Origin of the sequence: Williamsia sp. 1135, from assembly GCF_002095395.1 — a bacterium.
Classification (GTDB): Bacteria; Actinomycetota; Actinomycetes; order Mycobacteriales; family Mycobacteriaceae; genus Williamsia.
Genome location: NZ_MJEI01000095.1, coordinates 63,266 through 84,346, shown reverse-complemented (window position 1 = coordinate 84,346; position 21,081 = coordinate 63,266). Strand labels below are relative to the sequence as shown.

The window sequence follows — 21,081 nt, the reverse complement described above, 5'->3', positions numbered from 1 at the left end:
GTCACATCGCAGCGTTTGCCACACTGGAGGTCGTGTCGTATGCCACCGATCGTTCAGCGCAACTCTTCGAGCGCGCGTCCCGCGCCATTCCCGGCGGCGTGAACTCGCCCGTTCGTGCCTTCAGTGCCGTCGGAGGGACCCCACGGTTCATCTCCAGCGCCTCGGGTTACCGGCTGAACGACGCCGACGGCAACAGCTACGTCGACCTGGTCTCGAGCTGGGGGCCGATGATCCTGGGCCATGCCCACCCCGCGATCGTCGAGTCGGTACAGCAGGCCGCGACCACGGGTCTGTCGTTCGGTGCACCGACCGAGGCGGAGATCGACCTCGCCGAGGAGATCATCAAGCGCGTCGATCCGGTGGAGCAGGTTCGGCTGGTCAACTCCGGAACCGAGGCGACGATGTCGGCGGTCCGGCTCGCGCGCGGATTCACCGGCCGCACGAAGATCATCAAGTTCTCCGGCTGCTATCACGGACACGTCGACGCTCTGCTCGCCGACGCGGGCTCCGGCGTCGCCACTCTGGGCCTGCCGACCTCACCCGGCGTCACCGGCGCCCAGGCCCAGGACACCATCGTCCTGCCCTACAACGACCTCGATGCCGTCCGCGAGACGTTCGCGACCTACCCCGGCGAGATCGCCGCGATCATCACCGAGGCCGCCGCGGGCAACATGGGCGCGATCGCCCCGCACGACGGCTTCAACCAGGGCCTCAAAGACATCACGTCGATAGACGGCGCACTCCTGATCATCGACGAGGTGATGACCGGCTTCCGTGTGAGCAAGGCGGGCTGGTTCGGACTCGAGGGTGTGGCGGGCGACCTCTACACCTTCGGCAAGGTGATGAGTGGTGGCCTTCCTGCCGCCGCGTTTGGTGGCCGCGCCGACATCATGGCCTACCTCGCTCCGGCGGGCCCGGTCTACCAGGCGGGCACCCTGTCCGGAAACCCTGTTGCGGTCGCCGCCGGACTCGCGACCCTGCGGCACGCCGACGACGCCGTCTACGCCGCGCTCGACGCCAATTCCAAGCAATTGGGCGACCTCATCGGCGAGGCTTTGACGGCCGAGGGCGTAGGCCACCGGGTGCAGTACGCCGGGAACCTCGTGAGCGTGTTCTTCACTACTGACCCGAGCACGCCCATCACCGACTACGCAGGCGTCAAAAACTCCGAGACCTGGCGTTTTGCACCGTTCTTCCATGCGTTGCTCGACGCGGGGGTCTACCCGCCGCCGAGCGCCTTCGAGGCTTGGTTTGTATCCGCGGCGCTGGACAGGGATGCTTTCGGTGTCATCGCCGATGCACTTCCGGCGGCTGCGACCGCAGCTGCACGTGCTCGGAAGGAGAATTGATGCAGCAGCGCACCATCGTGCACATGATGCGGCACGGGGAAGTACACAACCCCGACGGCATCCTCTACGGTCGCCTTCCGGGTTTCCACCTGTCCGACCTCGGTGCCGCACAGGCCCAGAAGGTCGCCGACGCGCTCGCCGATCACGACATCACCCACGTCTTCGCCTCACCGATGCAGCGTGCCCAGGAGACGGCGACCCCGGTCGCGACGTCCCACGGACTTGAGATCATCACGGACGACGGGCTCATCGAGGCCGACAACACATTCGAAGGCCTGCGGGTCTCGGTCGGCGATGGCGCTCTGCGACGGCCCCGACACTGGGCCAAGCTCCGCGACCCGTTCACCCCGAGCTGGGGCGAGCCGTACATCCAATTGGCCCATCGCATGCTGGCAGTGGCCAACAAGGCCCGCGAAGAAGCCAAAGGTCATGAGGCGATCTGCGTGAGCCACCAGTTGCCTGTGTACACGCTCCGCAGATTCCTTGAGGGACAACGTCTCTGGCACGATCCGCGTAAGCGGCAATGCTCGCTCGCGTCGTTGACGAGCCTGTTGTACGACGGTGATGCGTTGGTTGACATCGTGTACTCCGAACCGGCCGGTGCCTCGGATCCGCTCGCCACGGGAGCCTGAGGGAGCCCGGTAGATTCTGATGGAGCAGTAGATCTTGATGGAGTCCGGCCGTGAGCGCAGCGAAACGCGCATGTTGGCCCCTTTGGGTTGGCGACTGTGTTGGTTGATCGTCCTCGCCGTCGTCACGCTCGTCGTGATGACCGCGTGTAGCACCGGTGACGACGCTGTGCGACAGGGCGATACGTTCGAGTTCGTCTCGCCGGGCGGCAAAACCGTGATCTTCTACGATCCGCCTGCCGATCGCGGCACCGTGTCGAACATCTCGGGGCCGGATCTGCTCGACGACAGCAAGACGATCAGCCTCGACGACTTCGCCGGTCAGGTGGTCGTGATCAACGTCTGGGGCTCATGGTGCGGGCCTTGCCGGGGTGAGGCAGAAGCGCTCGAAGAGGTGTACGCCAACACGAAGGACTCCGGGGTCGCGTTCCTGGGCATCGACTTCCGTGATCGCCAGGATTCGGCCCGCGACTTCGTCGAAGACCGTGAGGTCACCTACCCGTCGATCTTCGACTATCCAGGGCGCACACTGGCGAAGCTCACGACCCCGACCTCGGTGGTTCCCACCACGCTGGTCCTCGACCGTGACCATCGGGCTGCCGCGGTGTTCCTCAAGGCGATCACTGCCGACGAATTGCAGCCGGTTGTCGAGCGGATCGCCGCCGAGAAGAGCTGATTGCAGTGATTTCGGCGACGACGAACCTCGCGGGTGTGGGAGAGAGCTTCTCCGACACCGTTTCCAGTGGTCCGCTGTTACTCGCCCTCGGCGCCTGCATGCTCGCCGGTCTGGTGTCGTTCGCCTCACCGTGCGTGGTCCCGCTGGTGCCCGGATACCTGTCGTATCTCGCCGGATTGGTCGGTGCGGAGGCGCCTGCCACCTCGTCGCAGGAATCGCGAAAGGCCGGCAGGCTCAGGGTCACCGGTGCGGCATTGCTGTTCGTGCTCGGGTTCACGGTCGTCTTCGTGCTGGCGACGGCGTCGGTGTTCGGAATCACCAGCACGTTCATCCTCAATCGTGAACTGCTGCAACGGGTCGGCGGAGTGATCACGATCATCATGGGCCTGGTCTTCATCGGACTCATCCCGATCCTGCAACGCGACGCCAGGTTCCATCCTCGGCTGGTGTCGAATCTCGTCGGTGCCCCGATGCTCGGCGCGGTCTTCGCCCTCGGCTGGACGCCGTGCCTGGGTCCGACACTCGCCGCGGTCATCACCACCGCCAGCGGAACCGAGGGCGCCACCGCGGCCCGCGGGGTGACGCTGATCATCTTCTACTGCCTCGGCCTGGGGTTGCCGTTCGTGCTGCTCGCCTTCGGTTCGGCCTGGGCTCTGCGGGCTGTGGGCTGGATGCGGAACCACGCCCGGGCCATCCAGGTCTTCGGAGGTGTACTACTGGTTGTCGTGGGCGTGGCACTGGTGACCGGACTGTGGGATCAGTTCATCGTCTGGGTTCGCGACGCGTTCGTCACCGACACGGTGTTGCCGATATGACGGCCACCGCAACTCGCTCGCCGCAGCCGGGCAAGCTCCCACGACCCAACCCGATCAAGCGATACGTGCTCTGGCCTGCACGTAACCTGTGGCGCTCGTTGACGTCCATGCGCACCGCGCTCGCGCTGCTGTTCCTGCTCGCCCTGGCGGCCGTCCCCGGCGCGCTGCTCCCGCAGCGGTCGCTGAACGAGACGAAAACCGAGCAGTACATCGCCGATCACGGTGTCGTCGGCGAGTTCTTCGACAAGATCGGCATGTACGAGGTCTTCTCGAGCATCTGGTTCACCGCCATCTATGCGCTGTTGTTCATCTCACTCGTCGGCTGCCTCACGCCGCGGATGATCGAGCACGCGAAGTCGCTGCGCGCCCGACCCGTGCCTGCCCCACGCAACCTGGCACGCCTGCCACGCCACGAGAGCCACGAGATCGACGGCACTCCCGACGAGATCGCCGCCAAGATCAACGGTGGGCTGCGCGGCTGGCGCAAGACCACCCGCACCGTCGAACGCAAGCAGGTCGACGGCACCGTGGTCACGGTTGTCGAGGTCTCCGCCGAAAAGGGATACCTGCGTGAGTTCGGCAACCTGGTGTTCCACTTCGCGTTGCTCGCACTGCTGGTCTCGATTGCAGCGGGCAAGATGTTCGGCTACGAGGGCACCCGCATCCTGGTGGCGGACGGTCAGGAAGGCCTCTGCAACACCTCGACCGCGGTGTACGACTCGTTCCGTGCGGGCAACCTCGTCGACGGCACCAACCTGAACGAGTTCTGCATGCAGATCGACTCGTTCGACGCCGACTTCCTGCCCTCCGGCCAGCCCGACATGTACAGCGCGAAGATCCGCTATCAGGTCGGCGAGGACATCGACAACGACGAGTGGCAAGAGAGCGATGTCCAGGTGAATCATCCGCTGCGCATCGCGGGTGACCGGATCTACCTGCTGGGCAACGGATTCGCCCCGACGTTCACGGTCACGTTCCCGAACGGGGAGACCCGGACCCAGACCGTGCCCTTCCAGCCCAACGAACTGCAGACGATGATGTCGAGCGGCGCCGCCCGTTTCGACACCCCTGCCGGGCTCTATCCGAACGAGGACGAGCGCCGCAAGCATCAGATCGCGCTGGAGGGTCTTTTCGCGCCGACCGCGGTGTTCCACGGCGGCCTCATGACGTCGTCGTTCCCGCTGCCGGAGAACCCGGCCGTGGCGATCGACGTCTACCAGGGCGACACCGGCCTCGACACCGGCCGGCCACAGAACGTCTTCAGCCTCGACGTCAATTTGATCAACCAGGGCCGACTGCTCAAGAAAGAGCGCGTCAACCTGCAGCAAGGTGAGCAGACGCGACTCGAAGACGGCACCACGGTGCAGTTCGACGGCTACCAGCGGTGGGTCTCGCTACAGGTGTCGCACGATCCGGCGCAGAACTGGGTGCTGGTGTCGGCGATCGCGATGCTGGCCGGTCTGCTGGTCTCGTTGCTGATCAAACGACGCCGCGTCTGGGCGAGGATCACGCCGCTGACCGAGTCGCGGTCCGGGGATGCCGTGCCGCGGGCCCCGACGTCCGCGGAGGAGCCGGCTCCTCACAGCCATGTCGATCCCTCTACTCTGGGTGTGCGACGGTCTGTAGTAGAGATGGCCGGCCTCGCCCGCACCGACCAGGCCGGTTGGGGTGAGGGGTTCCCCGACATGGTGGCCGATCTACTGGGCCTCGAACCCAAGAAGACCCCGAGCGGCAAGAAGACCCCGAGCGGCAAGAAGACGAAGTGAGAAGGACGCACGAGATGAATGACTGGGAGAAGGTGACCGATGGACGTCGATGAGACCCTGTCCCGGTATTCGGATCTGTGTTACGGCACCGCGCTGACCGTGTACGTGCTGGCGATGGTCATGTTTCTGGCTGCGCTCGCGAGTAAACGGCAGGTCGTCGAGAAGGCCGACCAGCTCGTCGCCGCGGGTGGCCCGGCGCCGGTGATGACCGACGACGTCCGGACCCCGGGCAAGCTCGAATCTTCCGGCAAGGCACCGCTGGGCGACCGCCTTGCGAAGATGGCCTACGGCGTCGTCCTGCTTGCCACGGTGTTGCAGATCGGCTCGATCGCGTTGCGCGGCTTCGCAACCGGGCGCGCTCCGTGGGGCAACATGTACGAGTTCGTCTCGATCGCGTGCGCCGCGGGCATGGTGGCCGCGCTGGTGGTCTTGCGGAAGCGCGAGTACCGCCCGCTGCTCGGGTTCGTGTTGCTGCCCGTGGTGGTGCTGCTGTTCATCGCCGGCACCTACCTCTACACGAACGCTGCACCGGTGGTCCCGGCGCTCAAGTCGTACTGGCTGGCGATCCACGTCTCGATTGTCGCGGTCGGCTCCGGGGTGTTCCTGGTGTCCGGCGTGGCGAGCATTCTCTACCTGCTCAAACTGAAGTACCCGAACCCCAGTGACAAGTTCTGGGGCCGGGTACTGCAACGGGTCCCGTCGGCGCAGACCCTCGATCGGTTGGCCTACAAGACCGTGGTGTTCGCGTTCCCACTGTTCGGTCTCGGCGTCATCTGCGGTGCGATCTGGGCCGAAGCCGCGTGGGGTCGATTCTGGGGCTGGGATCCCAAGGAGACGGTGTCGTTCATCGCCTGGGTGATCTACGCCGCGTACTTGCACGCCCGTGCGACCGCCGGGTGGCGGAACACGGCCGCGGCATGGATCAACATCGCCGGTTTCGTGGCCATGTTGTTCAACCTGTTCATCATCAACCTGGTGGTCTCCGGCCTGCACTCGTACGCCGGACTGTGAGCCAGACGGGCTCTACGACACGCGGTCGTTCTGCTGCTTCTTGACGACCTTGAGAAGTTCGATCACCACGTCGAGGGTGTCGGTCGAGATCGCTTCATGCCGGAACGCGGCGAGGTGGGCGCCGGTCTCGGCAGCCATCTGTACGTACTCGCGCTGCTGCTCGACTCGCTTGAGGTCCTCGTCCGGGTCGGTGAGGAAGTAGGTCACGCTGATCTCGAACGCGCGGGAGATCGCTTCGACCGTCCGGAACGACGGCGTCTTCGCCTTCCCGGTGCGCAACTGCGAGATGTAGGCGTCGCTCAGCGTGTATCCGAGCTGGTTGGCCTTCAGCGCAATCTTCTTGCCGGTGTAAGGGATTCCGTTTTCGTCGCGAACTGTGTTGAACAGTTCGTTCAGGTGGTCGGCAAAGCTTTTTCCGTCGTGTACAGCAGCCACTTCTCTAACTCCCAGACCTCTGATTTGACTGCGGCGGTGTGCCACGGTCGAACTAGATTGAGACTCTACCTTTAAAGGTCGCAAAGTGGCTACCGGGATGACCCAACTTATGTTGGGTTGTCAAAGTTAATCTGACGACGGGTTATCGTGAACTTTTCTGGCAGACGCGTCCGTTGAACGTTGGACGCCGGGTCAATGATTTCTGGACGGTTGTGCAGGTCAGTCGGTAGAACTAGGCCGATCGTCACCGTCTGCCCGATATTTTGGATCTTTATCGCGTGCCTTGCGGTCCAGGTCATTGAGAAATTCGAGATCGTCATCCGGACCAACCGGTCCGCGGGGCATCTGGCGTCGCGTCGGACGGGTTTCACCCTCTCCGCGCCCTGCCACGGCGTCTGGGCCGAAAGCGCGCCAGGCCAGGTACGTCAGTGCCAACAGGCCGATGATGGCAAGCAGGTAGATCATTGCGGCACCTCCAGAATCAAAGCCGACAAACCCAGGCTACGGGAGCCGACAAGTGCACATACGCGAGCACGCCGACCGCGGCGTGCGGTCGGCGTGCTCGGAAGCTGAAAAGCGGCGCTCGATGGGTGAGAGAGGTGTGTTCTCAGGCCCCGTGGGCGGGGGTGCGGCGATTGAGTAGTTCGACGACGTCGGCTTCGCGGAAGCGACGGTGACCGCCGGGGGTACGGATGGCGCCGAGCAGGCCGGAGCTTGCCCAGCGTGCGACGGTCTTCGGATTCACGTTGAACATGGCGGCGACCTGGCCGGGCGTCAGGGTGTGCTGGCTCGCTGTCTGTGGACTGAGGGGCTGGGGACTCAGGGGAGAGGCTCCGGTGGTGCCGGGGCCGGGAATTCTCGGTCCAAGGGGGCTTGCAAAGGTCATCGCTGCTCCTATCGAGTCTGGCCTGTCGTGCTGCGCCGTGACACCTGACGGCGTCTGTCGATGGCGCATAGTTGTTCGTGCCGCTCCTGCAGGGCTGCTGGAGACCGCGACTCATGGTTACACCCAAATGCCCAGGTATTCGAATAGTTAGCTGTTAGTAAAGGGATTGCAAAGGTGGACGTTTCGGGCTCTGTCTGTGGCCGAAGTAAGGTCATGGGCGTGAGCGGGGAAGAAGGTCGCCCCTCCCAAGGCATGAAGTAAGAAGGCATGAACTCAGAAGGTATGAACCCGGAAGGCGAGAAACCTGTGGCCAAGAAATCATCGGCGAAGAAGCAGGCTCCTGCGGCGCCTGTCACGCCGTCGCCGGGAGCCGGCCGTCGACTCGCGGTGGACTTGGCGCTGTTCACGGGGGCGCGTATCGCTCTGGTCATCGCCTTGGCGGCCGGCATCTACCTGCTCGGGAACGTCGTGGGCATCGACGTGCCGGTCCTCGTCGCCGCATTCTTCGCGGTGATCATCGCGCTGCCGTTGGGGATGGTGCTCTTCAAGGGCCTGCGTGACCGCGTCAACGTCGGCATCGCCACCGTGGACGCCGGCCGCAAGGCGCAGCGCGAGAACCTCACCGCGCGGTTGCGCGGCCAGGAATCATCCAAGCCTGAGGGCAACGACAAGTCCAAGGGTTCTGGCGAGGCATGACAACCAGGGGCGGACCAGTGGACACAGCAGGAGTACCTCGCACACTCGATGTGGATCACCGGTTCGACCGCGGCTGGGTGGACAACGCGGTTCGCCTGATCGACGCCGATGCCACCCGTAGCGCAGATACGCATCTGCTGCGGTACCCACTGCCGGAGTGGTCGCGGTGGGACACCGACGCGGGGAACACCGGAATCTCGCTGTACCTGAAAGACGAGAGCACCCACATCACGGGATCGCTAAAGCACCGACTTGCGCGGTCACTGTTCCTCTACGCCCTATGCAACGGTTGGATTCTGAAGGGGACCACGGTCATCGAGGCCTCCTCAGGGTCCACCGCGGTGTCCGAGGCGTACTTCGCCCAGTTGATCGGGGTGCCGTTCATCGCAGTCATGCCGCGGAGCACGTCGCCGGCAAAAGTCGCGCTCATCGAGCGACGCGGCGGTCGCTGCCACTTCGTCGACCGCTCGGACGAGGTGTACTCGGAGGCGCAGCGGCTCGCCGACGAAACGGGCGGGCACTTCATCGACCAGTTCACGATGGCCGAACGGGCCACCGACTGGCGCGGTAACAACAACATCGCCGAATCGATCTTCACGCAGCTCGCCCAGGAGGAGTTCCCGGTGCCCACCTGGGTCGTGGTCGGTGCGGGCACCGGCGGCACCTCCGCGACCATCGGGCGTTTCATCCGCTACCGCAGGCACGAGACCTGGCTGTGTGTGGTCGACCCGGAGAACTCGGCCTTCTTCCCGGCCTACCGGGACGGTGATCCCGATGCCGGTTCGGACACCGGGTCACGTATCGAGGGCATCGGCAGGCCGCGCGTCGAACCATCCTTCATCTCGCAGGTCATCGACCGCATGATGTCGGTCCCCGACGACGCCAGTATCGCGACCGCGCGCCGGGCCAGCGAGACCCTCGGCAGGCGGGTCGGCGGCTCGACGGGCACCAACCTGTGGGGAGCGCTGCGGCTGATCGCCGAGATGCGGGCGCAGCGTCGACCGGGCAGTGTTGTCACACTGTTGTGTGACGGCGGCGATCGCTACTCCGGAACGTATTACAACGACGAGTGGCTGGCCGAAAAAGGCCTGGACCTCGGCCGTGCAGAGGGGATGCTGGATGAGTTCTTCACCACCGGAGAGTGGAGTGAGTGAACAGTCGCAGATCGTCGGGACGCACGCGCCCGGCGCCCGTCCCATGGTCGAGGCGGTCGATCTGGTGCGCGAGTATCAAATGGGTGAGCAACGCGTCCGCGCGCTCGACGGCCTGAACCTGACGCTGCAGGCCCGGCAGTTCGTCTCGATCGTCGGACCGTCCGGGGCGGGTAAGAGCACGCTGCTGCACGTGCTCGGTGCGCTCGACGTGCCGGATTCGGGGTCCATCGTCGTCGACGGACTCGATCTCGGGTCGCTGTCCGAAGAGCAGCAGTCCGAGTTCCGCAGGCATCGGATCGGATTCATCTTCCAGTTCTTCAACCTGATCCCCACCATGTCGGCGTGGGAGAACGTGGCCCTGCCGCGGTTGCTGGACGGAAAGTCGTTGCGGTCGGCCAAATCCGAGGCCATCGCACTGCTCGAACGGGTGGGGCTGGGCGATCGGGAGAAGCACCGCCCGTCGGAGCTCTCCGGTGGACAGATGCAGCGGGTGGCGATTGCCCGCTCACTGATCATGAGTCCGCGGATCGTGCTCGCCGACGAACCGACCGGCAACCTCGATTCTCATACCGGTGAATCGATCCTGGAGCTGTTGACCGAGGTGAGCCGCGAAGGCGACGGCAGGCTCGTGGTGATGGTCACACACGACAACAAGGCGGCCGCACACGCCGATCGGACGATCACCGTGCGGGACGGGAAGATCGAGGAGTGAACCTGCCACGGCCACTGGGATCGCTCGGTGCGGGATTCACCAGGATCAGGCTCGTCAACATCCGCGAACTGCTCGGTCATCGTCTGCGGGTCACCACCTCGCTGCTCGTCGTGGTCGTCTCTTCTGCGCTGCTCGTGGCGGTGCTGGGCACCTACGGCTCGCTGACCGCGTCGGTGCAGAAGCTCAGCGCGACCATCTCCGGCACCGCAGACCTCGAGATCGCCGGCATCGTCGACTCCGGGGTCAGCGACGAGCTGCTGGGCGAGATCCGTCGGGACGTCCCTGCGGCGAGAAGCGTTGTGCCGCTGATCAACAGCCCCGTATTCGTCGACGGTGAACGAACCACGGTGCTCGGCAGCGACAACAACATCACCGCGATCAGCGGCGGCCTCCGCGATGCGGTGTCGAAGGCAGCGGGCGGCGAGGGCACCGATCTCACCACGCTGATGTCGGGCATCAGCGTCGGCAAGAACACCGGATTGCGAAAAGGCCAACAGGTTTCGATCAACGGCGTGCAGACCACGGTCACCACGGTGATCGACGCTCCCGAGGCGGACACCATCAATAGCGGCCGGTTCATCTTCGCCTACCTCGGACTGGCGCAAGAGCTGACGGCACACGAGGGCAGGGTCGATTCGATCCTGGTGACCAAGGAACCCGGCACCACCACCGAGCAGTTACGTGAGCAGCTGAACTCTGTGGTGGAGGGCCGCGCTGTCGTGGTCAACCCGGATTTTCGGGCCAAGCAGGCGGAGACCGCAAGCTCGGTGACCCGGAACTCGACCTTGCTGGTCTCGCTGATCTCACTGGTGATCGCGGGATTCCTGGTGTTCAACACCATGAACATGGCGGTGGCGTCGAGACGGTCGTCCATCGCGATGATCCGCGCGCTCGGTGGCAGACGCGGTCCGCTGGTCGCCGATCTGATCGGCGAGGCCGCGTTGTTCGGTCTGGTGGGTGGCCTGATCGGCGTGCCCGTGGGCGTGTTGGCGGGCCGCTGGGCGATCGGGCAACTGCCCGACGTCCTGTCGTCGTACGGAGCCACGGTCGAGTTCGGTCTGCCGGTGTACGCCGCCCCCGCCGCAGTGATCGCATGCGTGCTGGCTTGTTGCGGCGCAAGCGTGCTGGCTGCTCGGTCGGTTTTCACGGTGTCCCCGATCGAGGCGATGTCCAGTAGCGCGGCCGCCGACGAGCGGCCGGGGCGCGGGGTCGCGGTGAAGGTCTGCGCGGTCCTGGGTATCGCGCTGATCGTCCTCGGCTGGATCATGGCGAACACGATCAAGGGGCAGGTCGTCGCGACCGCCGGCATCGTGTTCTGTATCGGCATGCTGCTGGTCGCCTTTGCCATCACGAAACCTCTAGTCGCCGCAGTCAGTGCATTGGCCGGCCGGCTCGGCGGGCCCGGCACCCTCAGCGCCGTCAACACGGAGCGGGCGCCGCGTCGGGCGTGGGCGACCCTGATGACGGTTGCCGTCGCGATCACGGTGGGACTGTGCACCTCTGGTGTCATGAACAACCTGGTGTCGTCGATCACCGCCTCGTTGGACGGGCTCGCCGACACCGACTTCTACGTGTCGTCGCAGGAGAAGTCGTCGATACCCGACGGCCCGATCATCGATCCGGCCGTCACTGCCGCGGCGGCGCAGGTACCCGGGGTCGAACAAGTCGTGGGCGGCCAGTGGGCCTCGATCAATGTCGGTGAGTCGCGGGTGATGTTCCAGGGCTTGAGTCCCGGCACGAGTGCGCCGTTCATCCGCAAGGGCTCACCGGGAGTGATCGACGAAGTGCTCGCCGGTCGCGGCATCATCATGTCGCGCACCCTGGCGAGCAACCTCGGGGTCACGACCGGTGACGACGTCGAGATCGCTTCTCCCACCGGCTATCACACGCTGCCCGTGCTACAGCTGGTCGACTACGTGACCGTCAACTCCGGCACCGCCGCGATCTCCCACAAGCTGCTGTCAGAGTGGTTCAACCGGCCAGGCGACACTTTCTTACAGGTGACGGCAGCGCCCGGCGTCGACAAGGAGCAGCTTCGGAGCGAACTCGAAGCGGCAGCCACGCGCGCCACCACGATGCCTATCAACGTCTACACCGGCCAGGAGGGCCTCGACGCCACCAAGGCATCGGTCGAACAGTCCGGCGCATTCGCGATCGCCATCCAATGGATCGTCGCGGTGGTTGCGGCCATTGCCCTGCTCAACACGTTGCTGCTGTCGGTGATCGAGCGCAAACGCGAGTTGGGTGTGCTGCGCGCGATGGGGGCGTCGAGAAAATTCGTGCAGCGGATGGTGCTCGCGGAAGCGGCGGCGGTCGCTGCGGTCGGATCTCTGCTCGGGGTCGTGATGGGCACCGGGCTGCACATCGTCGGCAACAAGGTCCTCACGCAGACGACGTCGGTGCAGGTGCAGTACTCGCCGCAACTGGTCATCGGCCTGTATGTCGTCACGGCATTCGCCCTCTGTTTCGCCGGAGCTTTCTTCCCCGCCGCCCGCGCCGGCCGGATGAACATCAGCGAAGCAATCCTCACCGAGTAATCCCGATTTCCCGAAAGTGGGCCCTTTTGGCGAACAAAACCCCAGGTCGGCTCCGCCAGAACAGCACATCTTCGGGGGTCGGGGCTGTGGATAACCCGATAATTGCTGGCCTGTCGTCTTCGGCGGTCCGGTCAGAATCGCCCTATGGGGGATTTTCCGACGGGTCCGTTGCGGGTAGAGATGTTGTTGGCGATCATGTCGCGCTATCAGTTGCGCGAGAACTACCGTCTGCTTTTTCGCGGCGTATGGGTTCGAAAGGACCAGACAGTCGACTTCACGATGTCGAGCTACGCGGCCGGCCTGGCGTACCCGGGCAGCGACGTCAACTTGCCTGGGATCCTCTGCGGGTGGTCAGCTGCTGACCTCTGGGGTAACGCGTACCGTCCGGCCGATGCACTTCCCGAGGTCATCGTCCCCATTGATGGACGACGGTTCCGTGGAGTGACTGTGAGGCGGGTGCAACTCGAAGCGGACGAGTACACGGTGCTCGGCGACTCACTCGTGACGACTCTTCCGCGAACCGCGATCGACCTCGGCCGCTTCAATTCTCGAGATGACGCAGTGTCCGCCCTCGACTCGATGATCCGCGCACACCCCTCTCTCGTCGATGATGTCGAGCGCGTGCTGAAGCGGTGGGAACGGCACTGGGGGATCGGTAAAGCGATCACCGCGCTGAAACTCGCAGATCCGCTGTCGGAATCTCCGTGGGAGACACGGGTGAGGTTGATACTCGTCGACGAGGACTTTCATGGATTTGTCCTGCAGTACGAGGTGATGTGCGGTAGATATCGGCTTGACGCGGCATGGCCGCATCTCAAGGTCGCTGTCGAATACGACGGAGAGCACCATCGATCTGCCCAGCAGCATGCCCATGACCTCGAACGCTGGAATCGATTGCGCGCTGAGGGCTGGGTCGTGGTCACGGTGACCGCCTCGAATATCCGACGAGGACGCGACGAGTTCGTTGCTCAACTCCGTCGAGAACTGCTACTTCGCGGCTGGCTACCCCGATGATGGGTTGGTTTGGCGGCGTCGACCTGGGGTTTTGTTCGCCAAAAGGACCCACTTTCGGAGGGCGGGGGATGGCGGTGTCAATAAATGTTGACAACAAGATTGTGTCAGGGTAACTTGACAATCGTGCAAGACGAAAAGAACGACATCACCACAGCAGTTGCAGATCGGGATCCGGCGAAAGGGCTGGCCGCGGTCAGGGCGCTGCGAACACTGGCGGACCGTCTCGAAGACGTGCAGGTCGCAAATGCCCGGCAACAGGGTTGGAGCTGGCGGGCCATCGCCGACGTCCTTCAGGTGAGTCGACAAGCCGTGCACCAAAAGCATTCACGCGGCGAGTAACCATCCGCCGCTCATACACGGAAGCGGGACAACATGTTTCACCAGTTCACGCGCGAAAACAGGATGACCCTGGTTTTCGCCTATCAGGAGGCAGCCGACCTCGGACACACCACTCTCGGCAACGATCACCTCATCCTCGGCATGCTCTGCAACGCCAGGACTTCGGTGTTCAACACACTCGGTGAGCAGGGCCTGACCCTGGCTCAGGCCCGTGAGGTGGTTCGTGAGTACCACGACTCCCACGAGGTCGATCCGGACAAAGAGCAGGTCGCCGAAGACAAGGACGCCCTGGCGGCCATCGGCATCGACCTCGACAAGGTTCGGGAGGCGGTGAAATCCGCATTCGGCGATGACATCACGGACAATTGGGGCAAACGCCGCGGTGGCCGGGGAGGTCTCGGACGAGGTGGCCCGGGTGGCCGCGGCGGACCGGAAGGTCGTGGCGAACGTGGTCACCGGCACGGGGGCCCGCGTGGTCGCCGGGGCGAGGGGCCATGGGAACGTCCGACCGGAGACGGACCGTGGGAACGTCCCGAGGGTGATGACGGAGCTCCGTGGGAGCGCGGCGGACCCTGGGAGGGCGGCCGTGGCCGCCGTGGACCGCGGGGTGGCGTACGCCGGCCTCGGTTCTCGAAGGACGCGAAGACCGCGATCTCTCATGCAGCGCTCATCGCTCGCGACGCCGATCGCGAACTGATCGCAGAGGACGTCCTTCTCGGAATCCTCACCACCGGCGATGCAGCCTCCAAGGCGCTCATCGAATCGGTGACCACGGTCGAGGCCGTGCGCGAGGCGGTTCAGCGGGCAGACGCCAAGTAGCCCTCCGAAGATGGGTCTTTTTGGCGAACAAACGCCCAGGTGGACAACGCCAAAAGGGCCCATTATCGGGCTAGGCCAGGAGTAGGCCGACCGCGGTGCCGATGGACCACAGGAGCATCGCGAGGCCGGTCAGGGCGAGGGCGGGAATCAATGCCGGACCGCCGGCACCTCCTCGCACCGGCGCGTTGGCCTTGAACGCCAGCGCCGCCGCGATCAGCCCGAGCAGTGCCCACGGCGTGGCGGCGATCAACACCAGTGACACGACCGACGGAACGATGACGAGGACCGCATGCAGAGTTCGGGTGTGCTTGTCGCCCAGTCGAACTGCCAGGGTGATCTTGCCCGACTCGGTGTCGGTGGGGATGTCGCGCAGATTGTTGGCGACGAGAACCGCGCTGGAGTACGAGCCGACGGCCACCGCGGACAGCAGTCCAACCCAGTCGATCGTCTCGGCCTGAACGAACTGCGTACCACACACCGCGACCAATCCGAAGAACACGAACACCGCGATCTCACCGAAGCCGCTGTACCCGTACGGGTTACGGCCCCCGGTGTAGTACCAGGCCGCGGCGATGCATCCGAGCCCCACCAGGATCAGCCACCAGGCACTCGTCACCGCGAGGGCCAGGCCGGCGATCCCGGCCACGGCGAAGGCGGCAATCGCCGCGGTCTTCACCGACTGTGGGGTCGCGACCTTCGACCCCACCAGCCGCATGGGGCCGACGCGGTCGTCGTCGGTGCCGCGGATGCCGTCGGAGTAGTCGTTGGCGAAGTTCACGCCGATGATCAGTGCCACCGACACCACCAGTGCCAACACCGCCTTCCACCAGACGATGTCGCCGAGCCAGCCGGCGGCGCCGGTGCCGGCGATTACGGGTGCGATCGCGTTCGGATAGGTACGAGGACGCGACCCTTCGAACCACTGCGCTGCGGAAGCCATGCCAGTATCCTTCCGCACGCGGTCACGACGACTGATCGCCGCACCCGATAGTGTGTAGAGACCATCCCCTGACCTGCAGAAACCACTCACCAGCAGCGAGGACACCGTGCCAGTTCAAGTAGCGCCGATCGTCGGACTACTCGGGCCGGTGTCGATTGTGGACCGAAACGGGCAAATGCGACCCGTCCCCGGAATCCGCGCCCGGCGCCTGCTGGGCCTCCTCGCCCTCACCCCGGGCAGCCAGCGTTCGCACTCGGCGCTGATCGACGGCGTCTGGGGCGACGACCTCCCGCGGTCCCCACAGTCGGCGTTGCACACCCAGATCTCGCGGCTGCGACCGCTACTGCCCGACGGCGCGATCGAAGCCGGTCCCCTGGGGTACCGGTTGACGCTGCCCCCGGATGCCATCGACGTGTTCGCAGCGCAATCCCTGTTGGCCGAAGGGTCGGGCGAGGCTCTGAGTGCGGCCTCGGTGTTGTGGCGCGGAGAGCCCGGTGACGATCTCGGCGACGATGATCTCGCCCGGACCGTCCGGCAGACCGCAGCCCGTATCTCCGGCGACCTCGACGACCATCGGTCACGAAAAGCATTGTCTGACGGCGATTTCGAAACGGCACGGGCACTGGCCCAGGCGCGATGTGACGCAGATCCCCTGGACGAGGCGGCACACGCCACGCTGATCCGTGCGTTGTCGCAACTGGGACGGGGTGGTGAGGCGCTGGCGGTGTTCGCGCGCCTGCGCCGGACGTTGTCGACCGAACTCGGTGCCGACCCAGGTCCCGAGCTGCTCGAACTCCATCAAGAAGTTCTCGACCAGAAGGGGCCGGTCAGATCGGCGTCACGTCCGACGGTCAAAGCGATCGGCCTGTCGTCCGAACCGAACGCCCTCCTCGGTCGCGACATCGACGTCCAGAACGTGTGTGATCTGCTCAAGAAGTCCCGGGTGGTCACGGTGCAGGGGCCCGGCGGCGCCGGAAAGACCCGCATTGCCAATCGAATCGGTCATCTGCTCGCCGATGAGGCCGTACAGGTCTATTTCGTCGAACTCGCGTCGGTGCGAGGTGACGACGACGTATTGGCGGCGGTTGCGGCGACGCTCGGCGTCGGCGAGTCGGACGTCTCCGCGGGCGGTCGGCCGAAGGCGGTCTATTCCGACCTGCGTAGGCGTCTGGCCGACGCACTCACCGCCGACACCCTCGTGATCCTGGACAACTGCGAGCACGTCATCGACGCCGCGGCAGCCCTCACGGCCGACCTGATCGCCGCCGTCGACACCGTTCGGGTGCTGACGACCAGCCGCTCGCCGCTCGCGCTCACCGCGGAGACCGTTTACGAGCTGCCTCCGCTGCGCATCGACGAAACAGGCTCGGCGGCAACAGATCTCTTCGAGTCCCGGGCGCACGCCATCCGCCCTGGGGCGGTCACCGAAACCGCGCTGGTCGCGAGGCTCTGCCGGTCACTCGACGGCCTGCCACTGGCCATCGAACTCGCGGCCGCACGGGTGCGCACCCTGAGTGTTCAGGAGATCTACGACGGCCTCAGCGCCCGGTTCACCCTGTTGCGGGGAGGTGGCCGGTCGTCGCCGACGCGGCACCGCACGTTGCACGCGGTGATCGAGTGGAGCTGGGCGTTGCTGGACGAACCTGCCCAGGTGGCCCTGCAGCAGCTGTGCCGCTTTCCTGGCGGGTTCTCCCGTGAGGCCGCGGCCGCGGTGACGGGCCTGTCGGGCCCGGAACTCGACGACAATCTCGAGGCCCTGGTCAACCAGTCCCTGCTCAGCGTGGTCGAATCGGGAACTGTCCGCTATCGCATGCTCGAGACCGTGCGCGAGTTCGGGGAGGAAAAGCTCACTGCCGCAGGGATGAGCCACGTCATCGATGCGGCGATGACCCGCTGGGCCACCGACCATGCACACGACCTTCTGTCGCCGTTCCTGACCGGTAGGCAGGCGCTCGCGATGTCGGCCCTCGCCGCCGACAGCGACAATTTCGTGTGGGTCTTGCGGCGGTCCCTCGATCCCGATCCGGAACGCCGTCCGGACGGCTGGGCGCAGGCAGCGGTCACCATCTTCGCTGCGGTGGCGGGTTTCTGGGCGGTGCGGGGACTGCACGCGGAAGTGGCGGCCTGGGGTCCGCGCCTGGTGGATGCTCTACATGATGCGCCAGAAGGCTCTGCCGGGATGGATGATTCGGAGCGCGAGATCTGGCAGATGACCTACGTGTTCGCCGGTTCGCACATGTTGTTCGATCCACACGATCTTCGGGCGCTGGCGCGTGCGCGAATACGACTACGGGCGCTGTACCGCAGCGATCGCTACCTCGACATGCCCATGGATTTCGTGTCGTCGATTGCGCTGAGCCGCAGTCTGATTCAGGCGATGCGTGCGCTGGTTGCCGGTCGTGGCAGCGACAGTGCGCTCGTGCGGGCTGTCGCGGTGACCCTGAGCGCGAACCTGCGGGAAAACCTTGGGGATCTCGACGGCGCCATGCGCGACGCGCAGACAACGTACGAGCTGGCACAAGAGCGTGGTGATGAGTGGTCGATGGCAGTCGCGCAGATCGAGACCGGCAGTATCCTCGGGCAATCCGCCGACTACGTCAATGCCTCTCGTCACTACCGGGAGGCAGTGCAGACGCTCGCCGGCATCGGTGCCGAGCAGGACAGCCGGCAGACGATGGGATACGTGGTGGGCGCGCTCATCGGCGACGGCCAAGTCGAGGAGGCCCGACGCACGTTCATCGACTTTGCCCGGGGGTGGCGTCCGAGTGATCCCGACCCCCGCGAGCAGCCGGAGGTCACCTCCGGAATATTGCTCTGTGCAGCAGAATTGGCGCATGCCGAGGGTGATGTCCACCTCGAGGTCGAGCTGTTCACGCGGGCTGCGAACTATCTGATCGCCGAACTGTCGTTTCCGAGGCAAGACCCGTCGGGTTGTCTTGCGCTCTGTGCGGCGCTCGCCGGATTGGTGCGGGTCGACCACGTCGGCGCCGTGGCCGCACTCGTCGACAGGTTGTTGGAGTACCTCGACTACATGTTCGGAAAAGCCCAGGCCGCCGACATCCCGCAGGCCGGCTCGATGTCGTTGTGCCTGGGAGCCTTGCTGTGTCTGCGCCGGCCGGGTTCGCAGGACGGCGCACGTTTGCTCTTGCTGTCTCGCCGTCTCCGGGGACGCCGTGATTACCCGGCGTTGCGCGATCTCGACCGCGATGCCGCTGAGCTGTCCGGATTGTCGGCGTCGGCCTGGGAACGCATCGAATCCGAGGTCGCGAATCACTCCCGGCGGCAAGCCGCCCGGGACCTGGTCGAGATCGCGAACAGATCAGTGCGCGAACACTTCTGAGGACGACAATCCCCGGCCAGATGAGCTGGCCGGGGATTGCACCTGTCCGGGTTCAGGCGTTACGCATGTACGACTTCACGGTCAGTGGCGCGAAGATCGCGATGATGACCGCGGCGCCGATCACGGACCAGAGCACGTGGACACCGACATGCCCGTTGCTGGTGAGTTCGCGGACGGCGGTCACCAGATGCGAGACCGGGTTGACCTTGACAAAGGCCTGCATCCAGCCGGGCATCGTGCCCGGCGGCACGAAGGCGTTCGACATGAAGGTCAGCGGGAACAGGATGAGCATCGAAACTCCCTGCACGGCAGAGGCTTTCTTCATCAGCGTACCCATGAGTGCGAAGATCCAGGATACGGCGAAACTGCACACGATCACGAGCAGCGTCGCGCCGATGACGCCGAGCGGATCCGGTCGCCAGCCCATGGCGATGCCGACGACGAACGTGATGGTCGTGGCGATGAGATACCGGACGACGTCGGCGAGAAGTGCACCGGCCAAGGGACTTATGCGTGCGATCGGTAGCGACCGGAAGCGGTCGAAGACGCCCTTGTCCATGTCTTCCCGGAGCTGGGTGCCCGTCACGATGCTGGTGACGATGACCGTCTGGACCAGGATGCCGGGAATGATGATCGGCAGGTAGTCGTGGATGTTGCCCGCGATGGCGCCGCCGAAGATGTACGTGAACATCAGGGTGAAGATGATCGGTTGCAGGACGACGTCGAACAGCTGCTCGGGGTTGTGGCGGATCTTCAGCAGTCCGCGGTAGCCCATGGTGAACGATTGGGTGACCGCGTCATGCACGCTGACGCTGCGCACGGGTGGGGTGAAGTCGGTGGGGACGGTGGTGATGGGTTTGTCGATGACTGTGGTCATGCGGCTTGCTCCTCGGGAGTGGTGTCTGCAACGGGTTTGCCGGTGATGGTGAGGAAGACCTCGTCGAGACTGGGTTTCTGGACGTTCATGCCCTCGATCTCGATGCCCTGCTCGCGTAGCGCGATCAGGATGTCGGGCAGTAGATCGGGGCGGAGCATCGGCGCGGTGATCCGCCCGGTCTCCGCGCTGAGTGCGGCGGGCTCGGACAGGATCCGTTCGATGACCGCTGCGGCAGCCGGTGCTTTCGACTTGTCGGCAGGGGTGATCTGCAGCGTGGACGAGCCGACAGAGTTCTTCAGTTCGTCGGCGGTTCCGTCGGCGATGACACGGCCGTGGTCGATGACCGCGATGCGGTCGGCGAGTTGGTCGGCCTCGTCGAGGTACTGGGTGGTCAGCAGTACTGTGCTGCCGCCGGCGACCAGGCGCCGGATGGTGTCCCACATCTGCGAGCGGGTCCGGGGGTCGAGGCCCGTGGTCGGCTCGTCCAGGAACAGCAGCGGCGGTGTCGCGATCAGGCTGGCCGCGAGGTCGAGTCTCCGGCGCATGCCGCCGGAGAACTGTTTGAGTGGTCTTTTGGCGGCCTCGGCGAGTCCGAACTCCTCGAGCAGTTCGGTGGATCGGATGCGGGCGTCGCGGCGGGACTTGCCCAGCAGGCGAGCGAAGACGATCAGATTCTCGGTCGCCGAGAGATCCTCGTCGACGGATGCGTATTGGCCGGTCACCCCGACCATCGACCGCACCGCGACCGAGTCGGTGGTCACGTCGTACCCGAAGATCTTCGCCGTTCCGGCGTCGGGTTTGAGGAGCGTGGCCAGCATTTGCACGGTTGTCGTCTTACCCGCGCCATTGGGTCCGAGGACGCCGTAGACCGATCCGGTGGGTACCACCAGGTCGACGCCGTCGACTGCTTTGGTGGAACCGAAGTGTTTGACCAATCCGCGAGCCTCGATGGCCGGCGCATCGGTGTGCAGTGGTGTGTTCATGGAACACAGAGTGCGGGGCCGGGCTGTCGTGCGGCTGACACGTGCTGTCGGGAGCCGTCCGTACAACCGTCGGCCGCCCCTCTGGTCCTACAGTCACTGCAAT

General features: G+C 65.1%; 20 protein-coding genes. 14 read left to right on the top strand and 6 right to left on the bottom strand.

The window, feature by feature from the left end; all coding sequences use genetic code 11:
• The first annotated feature begins 23 nt into the window (after positions 1–23).
• The 6 genes from hemL to ccsB all read left to right on the top strand — a co-directional run bounded on the left by hemL (position 24) and on the right by ccsB (position 6,246).
• The gene (gene hemL, locus BFL43_RS15160) at positions 24–1,349 is read left to right on the top strand and encodes a glutamate-1-semialdehyde 2,1-aminomutase (RefSeq protein WP_206186682.1); all 1,326 of its coding nucleotides are present in this window, start codon (positions 24–26) and stop codon (positions 1,347–1,349) included.
• Positions 1,349–1,981, top strand: coding sequence for a histidine phosphatase family protein (locus BFL43_RS15155; protein WP_084893342.1), 633 nt, complete (start codon positions 1,349–1,351; stop codon positions 1,979–1,981). Before hemL ends, BFL43_RS15155 begins: the two co-directional genes overlap by 1 nt.
• A 136-nt stretch (positions 1,982–2,117) precedes the next feature.
• Positions 2,118–2,654: a TlpA disulfide reductase family protein gene (locus BFL43_RS15150; protein WP_240498290.1), complete on the top strand. Its 537-nt coding sequence runs from the start codon at positions 2,118–2,120 to the stop codon at positions 2,652–2,654.
• A gap of 5 nt (positions 2,655–2,659) precedes the next feature.
• Entirely contained in the window at positions 2,660–3,469 is an 810-nt protein-coding gene (locus tag BFL43_RS15145) for a cytochrome c biogenesis CcdA family protein (protein WP_143695334.1), read from the top strand.
• The gene (locus tag BFL43_RS15140) at positions 3,466–5,235 is read left to right on the top strand and encodes a cytochrome c biogenesis protein ResB (protein WP_084893341.1); all 1,770 of its coding nucleotides are present in this window, start codon (positions 3,466–3,468) and stop codon (positions 5,233–5,235) included. The genes BFL43_RS15145 and BFL43_RS15140 overlap by 4 nt, the downstream gene beginning before the upstream one ends.
• 39 nt (positions 5,236–5,274) lie before the next feature.
• On the top strand, positions 5,275–6,246 hold the full coding sequence (gene ccsB, locus BFL43_RS15135) for a c-type cytochrome biogenesis protein CcsB (RefSeq protein WP_084893340.1): 972 nt from the start codon (positions 5,275–5,277) through the stop codon (positions 6,244–6,246).
• A 12-nt stretch (positions 6,247–6,258) separates the two neighbouring features.
• Here ccsB and BFL43_RS15130 read toward each other — a convergent pair whose 3' ends face one another.
• The 3 genes from BFL43_RS15130 to BFL43_RS15120 all read right to left on the bottom strand — a co-directional run bounded on the left by BFL43_RS15130 (position 6,259) and on the right by BFL43_RS15120 (position 7,567).
• Complete coding sequence (locus tag BFL43_RS15130; protein WP_084893339.1) at positions 6,259–6,681, bottom strand: helix-turn-helix transcriptional regulator; 423 nt, start codon at positions 6,679–6,681, stop codon at positions 6,259–6,261.
• Positions 6,682–6,900: 219 nt separating this feature from the next.
• Positions 6,901–7,146 (bottom strand): hypothetical protein, encoded by a 246-nt coding sequence (locus BFL43_RS15125; protein ID WP_084837306.1) that lies wholly within the window; start codon positions 7,144–7,146, stop codon positions 6,901–6,903.
• Positions 7,147–7,288: 142 nt separating this feature from the next.
• Positions 7,289–7,567: a BldC family transcriptional regulator gene (locus tag BFL43_RS15120; RefSeq protein ID WP_240498285.1), complete on the bottom strand. Its 279-nt coding sequence runs from the start codon at positions 7,565–7,567 to the stop codon at positions 7,289–7,291.
• A gap of 267 nt (positions 7,568–7,834) precedes the next feature.
• Between BFL43_RS15120 and BFL43_RS15115 the strand changes: the two genes are divergently transcribed.
• The 7 genes from BFL43_RS15115 to BFL43_RS15085 all read left to right on the top strand — a co-directional run bounded on the left by BFL43_RS15115 (position 7,835) and on the right by BFL43_RS15085 (position 14,838).
• Entirely contained in the window at positions 7,835–8,263 is a 429-nt protein-coding gene (locus BFL43_RS15115; protein WP_240498284.1) for a DUF4229 domain-containing protein, read from the top strand.
• A gap of 17 nt (positions 8,264–8,280) precedes the next feature.
• On the top strand, positions 8,281–9,417 hold the full coding sequence (locus tag BFL43_RS15110) for a PLP-dependent cysteine synthase family protein (protein ID WP_240498283.1): 1,137 nt from the start codon (positions 8,281–8,283) through the stop codon (positions 9,415–9,417).
• A 43-nt stretch (positions 9,418–9,460) separates the two neighbouring features.
• Complete coding sequence (locus BFL43_RS15105; RefSeq protein WP_084893398.1) at positions 9,461–10,129, top strand: ABC transporter ATP-binding protein; 669 nt, start codon at positions 9,461–9,463, stop codon at positions 10,127–10,129.
• Positions 10,126–12,666 carry an FtsX-like permease family protein gene (locus BFL43_RS15100; RefSeq protein ID WP_240498282.1) on the top strand — a complete coding sequence of 847 codons (2,541 nt, stop codon included), beginning with the start codon at positions 10,126–10,128 and terminating at the stop codon, positions 12,664–12,666. Before BFL43_RS15105 ends, BFL43_RS15100 begins: the two co-directional genes overlap by 4 nt.
• 144 nt (positions 12,667–12,810) lie before the next feature.
• The gene (locus BFL43_RS15095; RefSeq protein WP_084893337.1) at positions 12,811–13,680 is read left to right on the top strand and encodes a DUF559 domain-containing protein; all 870 of its coding nucleotides are present in this window, start codon (positions 12,811–12,813) and stop codon (positions 13,678–13,680) included.
• Positions 13,681–13,803: 123 nt separating this feature from the next.
• Positions 13,804–14,019, top strand: coding sequence for an RNA polymerase subunit sigma-70 (locus tag BFL43_RS15090; RefSeq protein ID WP_084893397.1), 216 nt, complete (start codon positions 13,804–13,806; stop codon positions 14,017–14,019).
• Between the two features lie 63 nt (positions 14,020–14,082).
• On the top strand, positions 14,083–14,838 hold the full coding sequence (locus tag BFL43_RS15085) for a Clp protease N-terminal domain-containing protein (protein ID WP_346425970.1): 756 nt from the start codon (positions 14,083–14,085) through the stop codon (positions 14,836–14,838).
• Between the two features lie 70 nt (positions 14,839–14,908).
• On the opposite strand, the gene BFL43_RS15080 is transcribed toward BFL43_RS15085, so the two are convergent.
• Complete coding sequence (locus tag BFL43_RS15080) at positions 14,909–15,778, bottom strand: 1,4-dihydroxy-2-naphthoate polyprenyltransferase (RefSeq protein ID WP_084893335.1); 870 nt, start codon at positions 15,776–15,778, stop codon at positions 14,909–14,911.
• A gap of 106 nt (positions 15,779–15,884) precedes the next feature.
• On the opposite strand from BFL43_RS15080, the gene BFL43_RS15075 reads away from it, so the two are divergent.
• Complete coding sequence (locus BFL43_RS15075) at positions 15,885–19,118, top strand: BTAD domain-containing putative transcriptional regulator (RefSeq protein ID WP_240498281.1); 3,234 nt, start codon at positions 15,885–15,887, stop codon at positions 19,116–19,118.
• Positions 19,119–19,170: 52 nt separating this feature from the next.
• Here the strand turns inward: BFL43_RS15075 and BFL43_RS15070 are convergent, their stop codons facing one another.
• Positions 19,171–19,995 (bottom strand): ABC transporter permease, encoded by an 825-nt coding sequence (locus BFL43_RS15070; RefSeq protein ID WP_084893333.1) that lies wholly within the window; start codon positions 19,993–19,995, stop codon positions 19,171–19,173.
• The gene (locus BFL43_RS15065; RefSeq protein WP_084893332.1) at positions 19,992–20,978 is read right to left on the bottom strand and encodes an ATP-binding cassette domain-containing protein; all 987 of its coding nucleotides are present in this window, start codon (positions 20,976–20,978) and stop codon (positions 19,992–19,994) included. The genes BFL43_RS15070 and BFL43_RS15065 overlap by 4 nt, the downstream gene beginning before the upstream one ends.
• Positions 20,979–21,081 lie beyond the last annotated feature (103 nt).